We start from the raw sequence: 14,065 nt of genomic DNA, 5'->3' as shown, positions 1-14,065 counted from the left end.
GTTGTTAATGAATAAGTTTTTTGTTGAATAGTCATCTTTGCTTTTTAGTTTGAATAAGTTTTAGTTTTTAGTTGTTAATATTGAATGTTTATCTCGTTGGTTATTGCTCTAAATCAAAAATATATGGCTATTGCCCTTTCATCCTCTTTATCTATACGATAGGTGAACTTCTCTACATAGGATATGCGCTTCAGCACATTCTCAAGACTTTCACTCGGAAATTCCCCAGTGTAGGAAACACGTCTATTTAAATTGTGTACGGTAATGTCCACATCGTACCAGTTTTCAAGAGTTTCCTCTATTTCGTTAAAACCAGCAGCCTTAAAGACCAAGGTACGTTCGGTCCATTTATAAAAATCCATATCCGCATAGGCGGACAGGCTCAATTCTCCTTCTTCCGAAACATAAGTTGCCTTTCCTCCCGGCTTATCGATGATTCCCACATTCTGGTCCTCAAATACCGCGCCTACGGAAATTTTCCCTTCAACCAATCCTACCTCAACCTGCTCTCCTTTGTGCGCCTTAATATTGAAGGCTGTACCCAATGCTTTTGTTACCAATCCATTGGACTTTACCAAAAAAGGTTTGGAAGCATCCTTTTCTACTTCAAAATAGGCTTCCCCTTCCAAAAAGATTTGACGGTCCTTGACAAACCTGGAGGCATATTTGATCTTACTGTTGTTATTTAAGAAAACCGTGGATCCATCCGGTAGGGTAATCCTGGATTTTTTTCCCCTTAAATTCTCTTTAACTATATAGGTAATGGATTGTGAGGTTGAAGCCAAAGCCGTGGTGGCAAATGTCCGCATGCCCACTACCAATCCAAACAGTAAAAGCCCACAGGCTGCCAACGGCAGCATATAGGACATTAAATTGTTTTTGTTATTGGAAGTGAACCTATTCTTGCCCAATATGGAAGTTAAAAGCTCCTCCCTTGCCTTTGAATCAATTTCAGCATCGGGATAATAGCTCAAGGATAAGAGAATCTCTTTGGCCGCCAAGACCATCTCCTTCTTCGAAGGGTTGGCAGTAAGCCAATTTTTCCAGAAAAAATGTGAAGATCTATTTGGTTTTATTACCCAATCCCTGAATTCCGGGTCGGCTAAAAAATCTTCCAGCTCGTAATCGTGATAATCCATTCAGTGTTCTCCTATATTATATAGACTTAAGAAATTGTTAAATGACATCAAAAAAAATTGCCTTTTTTACAAAAATTTAAGAATTACATTGATTATTTATATCGCACCGTTTGTTTCTAGCTGATTTTGAGGCAACTAGCAAGTGACATTTCTTTTAAAAAAAATTAAGAATTAATTGGAATTTGGGGCTTGATCTCTACTTATCGGCAACCTTTTCATACGCCCCCAATATTTCAACCTGTTTTTTCAACTCGGTGAGGGATCGATAAATAAGGTTCCTGGCGGCCCGAATGCTGGCAAAACCCATAACATCTTTGATCTGCGCATAGGTAAGCCCATTATAATACAAATAGTAGATGGCCTCCCTTTGCCTACGGGTCAGTTTATTGAGGGATTCCTGGATCAATTTGATCTGATCGTCCTCGAATCGCCTGTTGATCAAGACGCTCTCATGCGAGGGAGTTAAATGAAACGCAAAGGGTGCCAGAGCAAAATTTAGGGTCATGTCCTTCTTGCGCTTCTTTTGTTCGGTAATAATATTGTTCCGATAACATTTGATAAGGAAAGCTTTGGCCGAAACAACTTTGTGTAATTTGCTCCGCTTCTCCCTAATTTTTATGAAGGTTTCCTGCAAGGTATCCTTCAACAACTCATTGTCCCCAGAAAATTGTCTTCCCAGGTTATAGAGCATTTGAAAATAGTGGTTGTAGATTTTAACAAAGGCCGCCTCACTGCCATCACAAAACAATTTCCATTCCTTTGCAGCATCAAAATCGTAGGTACCAGAGTTCCTTTCGGAATTATCCTCTAGCCCACGTACTTGTGCGGTTGACAAGACTTTTGGTGATGGCATGGTTATGTAGTTAGGTGTTGCAGTTCAGGCAGTTCGCTAAGTTCCTAGAAACACATATTATCGACAAAAACTTAACGTTGACGACCTGTTTACAGTAAACAAGGTACTCAATTATCTCTCAAATTCCTTGTTTTGTTTCAAAATTTATATTCTCCATTGGAGTTTTTGCTCCAATTTCATCTTTTATTCGCTCTAATTCAACAGACATTTCCTGAAGTTTTTCTGGAAATTTTTCAGCCAGATCGTTCAACTCCCCAATGTCATCTTTTAAGTTATATAGTTCCAATCTGTCCTCTTCGTAAAATTGGATCAATTTCCAATCCCCTTTTCGAATTGCACATCCAGGAGTCCATCCACTGCCATGGTAATGTGGAAAATCCCAAAAAAGAGTACCATGGGGCTGCTCTTTGGAGCCATCCCATAAGGGATTAAGGTTTGCCCCGTCTACATGTTGCTCAGGCCTCGCTTCCATCCCTAAAATGTCCAGAATGGTTGGATAAAGGTCCATACTGGTAACAGGAGCATCCACAACCAGACTTTGGTTATTTCCGGGTTTTTTGATGAGCAAGGGAACGCGAATCCCCCCTTCATAGGCCCATCCTTTCCCCCCTCTCAACGGAAGCACGCTGGTTGGTGCATTCCAGGTTGGATTTTGTAAGGTGGAAAGCCCACCATTATCCGATGTAAACACAATCAAAGTGTTGTCCATTAGGGACAGTTCTTCCAGTGCCTCAAGAATCCGTCCCACATTCTCGTCCATGGCGTACACCATGGATGCATAATCGGCATTGCTTTGGTTTTGGACCGTGTAGCCCAAACCTTCTGTTATCGTTCTCGGTAGACTATCCTGCAAACTTGCGCGTTTTGCCTCAAACTTCTCTATATGTTTTTTACTTGCCTGAATCGGGGTATGCACGGTGTAGAAAGAAAGATAAAGGAGAAAAGGGTTTTGCTGGTTTGCTTGAATAAACTGCAAGGATTCATCCACTAACCTATCGGTCAGGTATTCCCCCTCTGGCCCATCCGAAAGATTGGGATTTTTATAGGGCGAATAATATCCACCAGGGGGCGAACCTCTATGGTGCCCACCCATATTGATATCAAATCCATGATTTTCTGGGAAAAACCCATCGTTACCCAAATGCCATTTTCCTGCAAAAAAGGTCATATACCCATCTTCCTTCAGTGTTTCGGCCAAGGTTGTTTCCTCCAAAGGCAACTGGTGCATATCCTCGGGCCCAAGGAGTGGCCTATTTTTAGGGTCGTTTCCGGGTATCCAATCCGTAATCCCTACCCGTGTCGGATGCTTTCCTGTTAAAATAGCGGCCCGGGTTGGAGAACAAACGGGACTAGCGGCATACGCATTGGTGAACCGTGCACTTTGGCCGGCCAATCTATCCAAGTTGGGGGTTTCGTAAAACGAGCTTCCGTAGCATCCCAAATCCATCCATCCCAGATCATCCACCAAAATAAAAATAACATTGGTCTTGGATACCTCCTCCTGTTGCTTGGATTTACATCCCGCAAGCAACACCAAGGAAAAAACCGCAATTTTAATGGATTTCCAGACCATAGTTCATTAATCTATAAGCTCAAGGGTTACCAAATAGGCGCAGTGGTCGGAAGCGTACGTGTCCACGATCACTTCCTTATTAAGCACCCTCCATTTGTTATTGGGATGATACATTATATAGTCAATCTTGGAACGGGGTCCACTTGAAGGATAGGTTGGTTCGGGATTCTTTGGATCGTAGGTGGAGGTCCAGAACTCCTCCAAAATATTTATGGTATCGCTTCCCGGTCTTGCGTTGAGGTCGCCTGCCAATAGGGTCGGATATTTGTTTTCTGTGAAAACCTGGTTAACCATTTTGGCCTGAAGCTGCCTACCAGCTGCCCTTTCATGGGCAAAATGGGTACCCACAAAGGCGATGGTATCTTTGGATGGAAGCTCAACGACCACTTCCAAAGCCGAACGGGGCTCCTCCCCTTCCATATACGGTAGTGGGACATTCCTAGTGCTTACGAACGAATATCGGGAAAGGATTCCTTCCCCATACTCCCCACCATCGTAGTACATCGCGCGGGCAAAGATGGGCACCATATTGGTCCTATATCCCAACTCAGTAACCAGATCTACTTTTCTAGATCGATTAACCTTAAAATCCACTTCCTGAATGGCCACCAAATCAGGGTCGATATCTCGAATTACCTTGGCCACCACCTCAAAATTCAAATCACCCTTGGTCGTTCTTCCCCCAAGCACATTGAATGAGAGCACCTTCACAATTTTTGAATCTTTAGCCTCGGATTGTGCGGACACAGGCACCGCAATTAACATTAGCAACAAGGCAATTAAGGTTCGATGTAGTGGTTTTTTCATATTTGTTAGGATTGTGCCCACTGTTTTCAGTAGTTCCCAGTGTAGTGTAAAATCTAGGTAGATGTAAACTTAGGAACAGGCATTACAAATCCCGGACATTCTGGCACAGGGTTCCTATCTTGGTTGGTTGGTTATTTAGTTCAAAAAGGTTGTGCCAGAAAACCGGGTTACGTATGCAATATAGTAAAAAATGTGTACGTTAACACATTTTAAATGTTAAAGGAATCATGTCCACCATACGTCATCGGTCAGGAACGCAGAAAGCATGGGGTTTTCGAGAAAAATAACACCCGAATGTTAAATTGTTTGATTTCCAAAAAACCGGCTTTTTAGTAGGACAATTCCTAAAGCCTCGATCGTTGCGCCCCTCCTAACTTGGACAAACCCTTCGTTCTGAATAATCCGTAACATTTTGTAACAAGTTCGAAACCAGCGCTGTTAAATCGAGCATGGTTCGGAGAAATGGAAAAAGTATTTTCTTAACTTGTATTCCAATTGCTCCCCAACACTATTTTGTTCCAAGTAGTTGGAATGTTATTCAAATCAATTATGAAAAAAGGCCTGGTTTATTTATTGGTATTGTTTGCCCTCCCCGTTTGTGCACAAACAGCTGAAAACGCTGTTTCGGGAAAAGTAACTGATGTATGGGAAACCCCTATTCGGGATGTAAACATTTTGGTAAAAGGCAGCACCCAAGGTACGCAAACGGACGCCATGGGTCAATTTGAGCTACAGGCCATAAGCGGTGAGGTTTTGGTGTTCTCCGCTATCGGGTATGGCACCCTGGAGCTCACCGTTCCAGAAAACCCATCATCTTTAAATGTGGTTCTTTCTCCTCAGACCACACGGTTAAGTGGAGTCACCGTTAAAAAAAGAAAGCGGAAAAGACAACAGGATTTACTGGCGGATTATGATGAAAATCCAAGACTCATAAAAACATCATTTGGGATATTGGACAAAGATCGTTCGTCTGGGTCCATGCAAATTATTGACGGTGAGAGACTACTAACCATCGGACCCGACTTTTTAACATCCCTGAAAAACCACGTTCCCGGAATGCGGGTGGTTAGGCCACCGGTAACTCCTCAGGTGGAAGTATATATGAATAGAATGTCCTATTCCCAAGATTCCTCTGGAACGCAGAACACAGCTCCGAGAGCCCTTTTTGACGTGGATGGGATTATTCTGGAAACAGCACCCACCTATCTCATTTCCCATAATATAGATCGTGTTGCGGTACTCCAACGGAATTCTGCCATATCTAGATATGGCCCTAGGGGAATTGGTGGGGTAATCATTATCAATACCAAAGGGCAAAACCAGATGGATGGCAGGGGAATTGTCAGAAATTATGATAATTCCACGATGCAAGATAGCCTCTCTAATCTCTTCACCGAGAAAAAAAGCTATGTGCCCAATACCCCGTATTATATGGAGGCTTTTGGGAGTGCTACGTCTTTACCAAAAGCACGGGAGCTTCTAAATGAATCCAAGGAACATTTTACGGATGAGCCCCATTTCTTTCTAGATCTTGCCTACTATTTTAGGGGACGTTGGAACGATGATAAAAATGCTGATATGCTCCTTGCCGAGGTGCTCCAGAAGTTCCCGAACAATGTTCCTGCGCTAAGGTCTCTGGCGTATAGATACGAATCTTTAAGCAGGCATGATCAAGCCTTGGAGGTATTTCAAAAGGTCTTAAAACAGGATTCCCTGACACCACAATCCTACGGAGACGTGGCCAATGCCTTTGCTGCTTTGGGAAATCGGGAAAAGGCCGCGGAACTCTACACGAATTATGAAAAAATAAGGAATCAACTTAAGGCTTCAGAAAGTCCACGGGCCAATACCTTTATGCTCATAGAATCGGAAAATACCAAAAGACCTTTAAACGTGCCCTTGGATGTGGAAAATCTGGGAAATACTACAGGCAATAAAATCACACCCACCCGCATTGTGGCCTCATGGAGCAATCCCAATACCCAATTGGGAATGCAAATCGTAAGTCCAGAATCGCTTTTGCAAATTTGGGAAGCTTCGGAATCCCAGAAGAACGATGGTGTGGTCAAATTCAATACGTCACAATTCTTTGTCGAAGAAGAACCCAAAGGAGAATGGCAACTGAATCTGCGCCATTTTGAGGGAGATCCCACCTACCTGCGAATTATGGTGTATTTCGATTACGGGCTTCCCTCACAAAAAACCAAGATTCGGCTATTTAAATTAACCCCGAACTATCGGGGCAATCATCTTCTGGCGCTCGATACACAAAAAAGAACCATTGGAGAGTAAAACCTAAACTATCAATGGTTCAGGGTAAAATTATCGACACCCAGTCTGGATTTTATCCTGCTGTTCCATTTCAGCATTTCCTGATGATCCAAGCCCCTGCCGGTCTCCCTTTCCATGTTTTTAACTTCAATGGCGGCTCCTTGGAAAATCTCATCATAGACCGCTTTGATCTCATCAAAGGTCATTTCGGGTGTAATCCGGGTAGCGGCCAAACGCCTATAGACCTCATAGATATCAAATACCATGTTGATATGGGCCAATTTGTGTCTGGTCCCATCCTCAGCAAACTGGGGGCCGCTGATATCCATTAAGGTTCGACTAACACTCTTTGTAGCTCCGTCCCCATCCCTATAACTGTCCACCATATAACTAACGTTCATCTCTTTTGAAGGTGCTACCCGGGTACTTTTCGTATGGGCCTCCAGCGGAGAATCATAGGCTTTGCCCCTGGTCACATCCCTCCTACCGGTTTTTGAGGTGGTCATGATCTTTTCGTTTCCTTCATCGTTTCGGTACAACTCCAGATGTTCCCATTGCAAGCGGTAATTTTTACGCCACGATAGCACGGACGGTTTTGCATATACGAGATCTTCCAACGGAATATCGTTGTTGTAATTGATCAGGAATCCATGTTTTTTCATGAAATCCAAAGACCGTTCGTCCTTAAAACTTTTCGGAAATTGGTAATTCGATTCCCAAAACTCGTTGGATGCCTGTAGGGCAATGATCTTGTCGTAGTCGTTGTTAAAAGTAACCTCCTTGGTGAAATAAGGGGTTTCAAAAGTGGAGTCGTAATCATAGAAATACATAAACGTTCGGGACTTGATCAGTTCCGACACATTTTCCATTTTGAAATCCATTCGGAAATCGAGGTTTAGGTATTGTATTTTTTCAAAATCCATAGGGTCAAAAGCAATATCCAACATGATCTCCCGTGGGGTCAGTTCCACATTTTCATTAATGGAGGTCAAGGTATTTGTGCTTGGGTCCTTTACTCCAAGCTCAATTTTTTTGACTAATAATTGCTGAAAGTCCAACAGCATTTTGCCGTAAAAAAATCGTCCGTTCGGCTTCTTGGGAAAGAAAGACAAAGAGACTTCCTGATCATTGCAAGTGGAACATTCATCAATTCGAACATTATACCTACGCACAATGGCATCATAGCTCATATTGCCCGGATATTGGGGCAGTATTTGGCCCGAGGTCCCGAACAACCTAAAATCGCTGAGTACTTTGGTGTTGTCCAAACTATAAAAGGCAAATTTTTTGTTCTGCCCAAACCGTCCACTTTTAACCTGAAGGTCCAAAATACCGCCAGACAAACTTTGTTTGCTACTATAAAAACCTTCCAGTTGTTCTATGGGAATATTTCTTGCCGAGGAGGTCAGTTTCAGAAACGCCTTGCTGTTGGTCTCCTTATTTTTTTCGCGATATTTTTCCACCGCACTAAACAATAATCTATAGGGATATTCCTTGTCCTCCCCTGCCGTGAGCACCACCTCATCCAAAGAGGAGACATCGGTATCCAAATAGAGTTTATCGTTGTTCTCGAAATAGGAAAAGGCTTCTTTTTTGGGCAAAAACCCAATATGTCTAACTTCCAGCGAATCTTTTCCGAATCCTATATCCACGCCAAACTTGCCATCTTCATTGGTGATGGTATAATCTTCCTGGGAGCCATAGATTCGGATGGAACAAAATGGCAAGGGTTCATCGTTGGTCTTATCGTAGATAAAACCTTCGATTTTGGACTGCGCCCAGCCCGACGAGCAGGCCACAAAGGCCAATAAAAGGACAATTTTTCTCATCGTATACGCCTAAATCTTGATCATTCCTGTCTTATAATCAAAAAGTTAGCACCTCTAAGATAAGCCACATTTTGGTTGATGCGATAAAAACTCCAACGTTTTATTTGGAGCAAAGTGAAAGTTTTGCCTTACAGGCAACCAAATTGGAGCGAAATCCAAGGCGGATAAAAAAAGACTTCTTATCCCGATGATAGTTGTTTTACATTATCCACAAATAACAGGATCAACCCCAATACAATTACGCCACTAGCAAGGGCCAACAGCATTGAGTGGTTCGGTACTACTGAAAAATCCAACCAGGCAGCAATTCCCCGATAAAAAATCAAAACCTCAGTGAGCAAAAAACCCATGGTATATACTAGGAATGCGGCCTTTGAAACCTTTAAGTAGCCCATTGCTTCGCACAGCATAAAAATACCTAAGGTAACTACCCCCAAAAACGTAAGGTGCAGATAGCCGATAGTAAAATCCAATTGGGATGCGGCAAGCTGGGCAAAATAGGGATGGGAACTTATCAGCTGTAAGCCAAATTTTAGGATGATCAATATCCCAAGAAAAAGCGCGTTGGGACCCAGGGCATAACCATTTTTTGACTGCCTTAAAATCCAGCGAAGCAAGAGTACCAAAGCCCCTATCTGAAAAAGAGCACCTAATCCCCCAACTATATGGAACAATACAGGAGGTTTTATCCACAACACAGACAAAAAGAAGCTTAACACAATGCCTGCGTTTGCACTCCAAAAAATGGCCTTAAAACTTTGCTTTGACATCTGGAATCCGCGTTGGTCCATAACAACTAGGAAAAGCCCCAGCAGGGCCATCATCATCCAGCCGTTGTATTGAAAATGGAGATAAAAGTAAATGGCCATCCGATACCACATGGAGGTTGGCCCAAGGGTGTTCATAATCATGCCCAAGGCCCAAGGCCCCAAACTAGAAATAACCATATACCACAGGGCGGCACGAATACATAGATAGGCCGGGGTGCCTTTTAAAGCAGGTTGGGAACGACGCAGAAAAAAGCCAAAAAACCAATAGGAGGCCACCAAAAAAAGCGTGGAGAAAATAATGGAAAACAGGGCATACCCTTGCAAGGGAAAGGTCACCAACATGCCCACAAGGGTGAATTGGGTGAACCAGAAAATCCGTTTGTATTTTTTAACGTGCAAAGTCCCTCTCAAAAATATGGAATAGATCAAGGTGGTAAGGGCGACGTACACCCAGCCCAAAAGGGCGATATGGGAGTGTGTATGTACAAGGAATTTATAAGGCACCTCCAACGGAAAAATCACAAAAAGACGAAGAAGCAATCCGATAAAAGCCGCTAGCACAAAGTATAAAAGCGCTACTAAGAGTTGTTTTTGAGTCAACATTGATAAAAGCAATCCAAATTAAAACACCTTTTTCTTCTTTTCCAATCGGAATTGGCACAATAACTAAATAAATTCATTAAACTTACTTATAATCAAGTTGTTATGTTGTGAAAGATAAGCAACGATGTATTCGTGTTTTCCAGAACGATTTCAAAATCATGACAAATGTCATAGAATCGTAAGGGTAATAAGATGGATTTTTACAATGGATTTAAATTTCTAAAAATGTCAGGTATGAAAAGTAAATCATTTCTATTACTTCTATTTGCGTATACCATTTCGATGGTTGACCTAAATGCCCAATTTGTGGTTGATGCCGATTTAAGGTCAAGGTTTGAATACCGCCATGGATTTAACAACCTTTTTCCCAACGATGCCGACCCCGCGGCTTTCGTTGCGCAAAGATCACGCTTGAACATTGGATATAACAATGAGATGTTCAAGATCTTTATTAGCGTACAGGATGTGAGTACCTGGGGTGACACTAGGCAGATTTTGCCGATTGATGGAAATGACTCCTTTTCACTTTTTCAAGCCTGGGGACAGGTTTACCTGAATGAGCATTGGTCACTTAAGGCCGGTAGGCAAGTACTTTCATACGATGATCAACGCATTTTTGGTGGACTGGATTGGGCGATGCAGGGTCGGTTTCACGATGCAGCCCTTATTAAATATTCCAAAAACGGATTTAGCACTGATCTAGGTTTTGCGTTTAGCCAGGAAGGACAGTCCAACGAGGGAACCGTGTACAACATTCAAGGATTTTTTACGTATAAGGCGATGCAATATGCGCACTTTAACAAGTCCTGGGAAAACAATTCGGTTAGCTTTCTGCTTTTGAACACAGGGTTCCAGAAATTCACTGGACCGAATTCGGATATTCCAGATGGGGTGTATTATAGACATACTGCTGGTTCCTATTTCAAATTTCCCTGGAACAATATCAATCTGGCCGGTAGTGCCTACTACCAGTTCGGCAAAGCAAATGCCACTACAGATTTAAGCGCTTACCAAGCATCCCTTGAAGCAGGTTATAAACCTAACAAAACCTTGTATGCCATAGGAATTGAAGTTCTGAGCGGAACCAATCAAGATGGAGAAAGTAAAAACAAATCCTTTTTCCCCCTATATGGTACGAATCACAAATTCAATGGGTTCATGGATTACTTTTATGTGGGCAACCACGCCAATAATATTGGACTCAACGACCTGTACGCGAAGATGGTTTGCAGCACCGGTGAAAAATCTACCTTATTGGTCAAGGCCCACTATTTCGCCGCCAATGCCAATTTGACGAACAATTCAGACAAATATTTAGGAACGGAATTGGATTTGGTATACACCCAGAATGTTGGTAAGGGCATAAAATTCAACCTTGGATATTCCCATATGTTCGCAGCAGAGAGTATGAGTTTCATAAAGGGAGGAAGACCCCATGACAACACCAATAATTGGGCATGGGCCCAACTTATTATCAACCCTCGGCTATTACAAATGGACTTGAAGAATCCAGAAAAAATATAATGATTCTAAATTAGGACTTTTCTGTCTTTTATATGGAATAAACCAATATCTTAAAGGTAGTTTAGGAATTAACTTTCCTATCAGACCAAGATGTGATCGTAAACCTTAAAACCAACTGGCAAAATGCCTATTACTAGCTACTTGGCACATCCACACGAGGGGAAGCAACAGGAGCTTCTAGAGGAGCTTTCGGCCATCGAGGCCTGTGATGCAGTGCCTGCCCAGAACCGGGATGTAATCGCCTTGGTCACTGCCACTGAAAGCAAAGAAGAGGAAGCCCAATTAAAAATCCAATTGGAAACAATCAAGAGTTTAAAGTTATTAGCCATGGTTTCTGGCTTCAATACTCCCAAAAACGCATAAATATGTATCAATCCGTGCAAACCAACAGGCGAGATTTTATTAAAAAAATGGCCATGTTGTCGGCAATGACAGCTGCAGCCGGGATGTTCCCGGGAATCATTTTTGCCGAAGAACAAGAAAGAGGGATTCCTACAGGTGCCCAGTTGGATTGGAAGAAAGCACCTTGCCGATTCTGCGGTGTGGGATGTGGGGTGCTCATAGGAACTGAAAATGGCAAGGCGGTTGCGGTAAAAGGAGATCCAAAATCCCCTGTGAACAAAGGATTGTGTTGTGTAAAAGGTTACCATTCCATCATGGCCATGTATGGCAAGGACCGATTGACTAAACCCTTGGTCAAAAAGAATGGAAGATATGTGGAAACCTCCATGCAGGAAGCTCTGGATTTAGTGGCTTCCAAAATGCAGGAAACCATTGAAGAACATGGTAAAGATGCAGTATCTATTTACGGCTCGGGACAATGGACGATTCCCGATGGATATGTCGCTTCCAAACTATTCAAGGGTTGTATAGGAACAAATAATGTAGAGGCCAATGCGCGTTTGTGTATGGCAAGCGCGGTGACAGGTTTTTTAACCTCCTTCGGAATTGATGAGCCCATGGGATGTTATGAAGACATAGACCACGCAGACACCTTTGTGCTCTGGGGCAATAATATGGCGGAAATGCATCCTGTGCTGTTCTCTCGTCTGCTGGATCAGCGGTTAAAGAGAGGTGTGAAAATCATAGATTTTGCCACGCGCACTACAAGAACCAGCATGGCTGCCGATAAGTCCATCATCTTTAATCCACAAACCGATTTGGCTGTTGCCAACGCCATCTGCCACGAAATCATCAATAATGGTTGGATGAACAATGCATTTGTTCAGGAACATTGCAATTTTAGAAAAGGGCTGACCAATATGGGGTACGGTCTGGAAGACAACTATAAATTCACAGACAAGCCGGAACCGGTCTCCTTAAAAGAATACAAGAAATTTTTGGAAGATTATACCCCAGAGAAAGTTTCCAAGCTGTCTGGGGTTTCCGTGAAGGACATTAAATATTTGGCAGCCCATTATGGAGACCCCAATAAAAAGGTGATGTCCCTTTGGTGCATGGGAATGAACCAGCACACCAGGGGAACCTGGATAAACAATTTAGTGTACAATATCCATTTGCTCACAGGAAAAATTTCAAGTCCTGGAAACAGCCCTTTCTCTTTAACCGGTCAACCCAGTGCGTGCGGAACCGTTCGCGAAGTAGGTACCTTGACCCATAAATTACCGCATGGGGTGGTCATGAATAAAGAACATCGGGAGTTTGCTGCGAAAATTTGGGATGTTCCTGCTGAAAACATTGCTCCAAAACCCACCTATCATACCGTGGAAATGTTCAGGGCCTTGGATAGGGGTGATATCCGCTTTATGTGGATTCAGGTCACCAATCCCATGGTCACTATGCCAAAACTCAAAAGATACCGCGACGGTGCCAAAAAGGAAGGCCGTTTTATCGTGGTTTCGGACATTTACCCTACCCCCACAACCGACATAGCGGATGTGATTCTGCCCTCTGCCATGTGGGTGGAACGTGAGGGAATGTATGGAAATTCCGAGCGTCGCACCCAATATTTTGAACAAATGGTGGAGCCGCCCGGGGAGGCCATGAGTGATACAATGCAACTGATTGAGGTGGCAAAACGCATGGGATTTGAAAAGCAGTTCTACTATAAGGACGAAACCCATATCGAAGAGATTTACAACGAATACCGAAGACATCACGATAATAAAAAACACAATATGGCGCCCCTCGAGGTGCTAAAAACCCAACCCGGAGCCATGTGGCCCTATGTGGATGGCAAGGAGACCAAATGGCGCTTTAACGCTAAATATGACCCAGCTTGTTCCAATGGAAAGGACTTTCACTTTTATGGAAAGAAAGACGGAAAGGCCATCATTTGGCAGCGCCCCTACGAGCCAGCCGCGGAAGAACCAGATGCGGAATTCCCATTTTGGTTGGGAACCGGAAGGGTTGTGGAACATTGGCATACGGGGTCTATGACAAGGAGGATACCTGTATTGCACCAAGCGATGCCACATGCCTACGTGGAATTACATCCGGAGGACGCCAAACGAATGCAGATACGTACCGGTGATTCCGTAAAACTCACTACGCGAAGGGGCGAGATAACCCTTCCTGCATCAGTCAATGAAAGAGGTGTACCGGCTCCCATGCAAGTATTTGTGCCCTTTTTCGATGAGAACATGCTCATCAATGACATCACTTTAGATTCCTTCTGTCCGATTTCCAAAGAACCGGATTATAAAAAATGTGCTGTAAAAGTGGAAAAAGCCTAA

At 43.1% G+C, this 14,065-nt stretch carries 10 protein-coding genes; 4 read left to right on the top strand and 6 right to left on the bottom strand.

Features of this window, described 5'->3' with window-relative positions:
- Window positions 1–113 precede the first annotated feature (113 nt).
- The 4 genes from M3P07_RS03085 to M3P07_RS03070 form a co-directional block, all read right to left on the bottom strand.
- The gene (locus M3P07_RS03085) at window positions 114–1,139 is read right to left on the bottom strand and encodes a FecR family protein (protein ID WP_249968429.1); all 1,026 of its coding nucleotides are present in this window, start codon (window positions 1,137–1,139) and stop codon (window positions 114–116) included.
- 196 nt (window positions 1,140–1,335) lie between these two features.
- Complete coding sequence (locus M3P07_RS03080) at window positions 1,336–1,992, bottom strand: RNA polymerase sigma factor (protein WP_249968428.1); 657 nt, start codon at window positions 1,990–1,992, stop codon at window positions 1,336–1,338.
- A gap of 118 nt (window positions 1,993–2,110) precedes the next feature.
- Window positions 2,111–3,565, bottom strand: coding sequence for a sulfatase (locus M3P07_RS03075; RefSeq protein WP_249968427.1), 1,455 nt, complete (start codon window positions 3,563–3,565; stop codon window positions 2,111–2,113).
- A 6-nt stretch (window positions 3,566–3,571) separates the two neighbouring features.
- Window positions 3,572–4,372, bottom strand: a complete 801-nt coding sequence (locus M3P07_RS03070; RefSeq protein WP_249968426.1) for an endonuclease/exonuclease/phosphatase family protein — start codon at window positions 4,370–4,372, stop codon at window positions 3,572–3,574.
- A gap of 549 nt (window positions 4,373–4,921) precedes the next feature.
- Here M3P07_RS03070 and M3P07_RS03065 point away from each other — a divergent pair.
- Entirely contained in the window at window positions 4,922–6,664 is a 1,743-nt protein-coding gene (locus tag M3P07_RS03065; RefSeq protein ID WP_249968425.1) for a tetratricopeptide repeat protein, read from the top strand.
- A gap of 11 nt (window positions 6,665–6,675) precedes the next feature.
- On the opposite strand, the gene M3P07_RS03060 is transcribed toward M3P07_RS03065, so the two are convergent.
- Both M3P07_RS03060 and M3P07_RS03055 read right to left on the bottom strand, forming a co-directional pair.
- Window positions 6,676–8,472: a carboxypeptidase-like regulatory domain-containing protein gene (locus tag M3P07_RS03060; protein ID WP_249968424.1), complete on the bottom strand. Its 1,797-nt coding sequence runs from the start codon at window positions 8,470–8,472 to the stop codon at window positions 6,676–6,678.
- A gap of 179 nt (window positions 8,473–8,651) precedes the next feature.
- Complete coding sequence (locus tag M3P07_RS03055; protein ID WP_249968423.1) at window positions 8,652–9,845, bottom strand: hypothetical protein; 1,194 nt, start codon at window positions 9,843–9,845, stop codon at window positions 8,652–8,654.
- A 234-nt stretch (window positions 9,846–10,079) separates the two neighbouring features.
- Here M3P07_RS03055 and M3P07_RS03050 point away from each other — a divergent pair, with 234 nt between their 5' ends.
- From M3P07_RS03050 to M3P07_RS03040, 3 genes are all read left to right on the top strand, one after another.
- On the top strand, window positions 10,080–11,369 hold the full coding sequence (locus M3P07_RS03050; RefSeq protein WP_249968422.1) for an alginate export family protein: 1,290 nt from the start codon (window positions 10,080–10,082) through the stop codon (window positions 11,367–11,369).
- 123 nt (window positions 11,370–11,492) lie between these two features.
- On the top strand, window positions 11,493–11,732 hold the full coding sequence (locus M3P07_RS03045; RefSeq protein ID WP_249968421.1) for a hypothetical protein: 240 nt from the start codon (window positions 11,493–11,495) through the stop codon (window positions 11,730–11,732).
- Window positions 11,733–11,734: 2 nt separating this feature from the next.
- Window positions 11,735–14,065, top strand: coding sequence for a molybdopterin-dependent oxidoreductase (locus M3P07_RS03040; RefSeq protein ID WP_249968420.1), 2,331 nt, complete (start codon window positions 11,735–11,737; stop codon window positions 14,063–14,065).

The sequence above is a fragment of the Flagellimonas myxillae genome (assembly GCF_023502235.1).
GTDB classification, from domain to species: Bacteria; Bacteroidota; Bacteroidia; order Flavobacteriales; family Flavobacteriaceae; genus Flagellimonas; species Flagellimonas myxillae.
Note: the sequence above shows the minus strand (reverse complement) of the source record. Positions and strands in the feature narration are given on the sequence as shown.

Excerpts from the sequence above, each read along its gene's own strand:
- M3P07_RS03085 (WP_249968429.1), bottom strand. The coding sequence starts at position 1,139 with ATGGATTATCACGATTACGAGCTGGAAGATTTTTTAGCCGACCCGGAA.
- M3P07_RS03080 (WP_249968428.1), bottom strand. The coding sequence starts at position 1,992 with ATGCCATCACCAAAAGTCTTGTCAACCGCACAAGTACGTGGGCTAGAG.
- M3P07_RS03075 (WP_249968427.1), bottom strand. The coding sequence starts at position 3,565 with ATGGTCTGGAAATCCATTAAAATTGCGGTTTTTTCCTTGGTGTTGCTT.
- M3P07_RS03070 (WP_249968426.1), bottom strand. The coding sequence starts at position 4,372 with ATGAAAAAACCACTACATCGAACCTTAATTGCCTTGTTGCTAATGTTA.
- M3P07_RS03065 (WP_249968425.1), top strand. The coding sequence starts at position 4,922 with ATGAAAAAAGGCCTGGTTTATTTATTGGTATTGTTTGCCCTCCCCGTT.
- M3P07_RS03060 (WP_249968424.1), bottom strand. The coding sequence starts at position 8,472 with ATGAGAAAAATTGTCCTTTTATTGGCCTTTGTGGCCTGCTCGTCGGGC.
- M3P07_RS03055 (WP_249968423.1), bottom strand. The coding sequence starts at position 9,845 with ATGTTGACTCAAAAACAACTCTTAGTAGCGCTTTTATACTTTGTGCTA.
- M3P07_RS03050 (WP_249968422.1), top strand. The coding sequence starts at position 10,080 with ATGAAAAGTAAATCATTTCTATTACTTCTATTTGCGTATACCATTTCG.
- M3P07_RS03045 (WP_249968421.1), top strand. The coding sequence starts at position 11,493 with ATGCCTATTACTAGCTACTTGGCACATCCACACGAGGGGAAGCAACAG.
- M3P07_RS03040 (WP_249968420.1), top strand. The coding sequence starts at position 11,735 with ATGTATCAATCCGTGCAAACCAACAGGCGAGATTTTATTAAAAAAATG.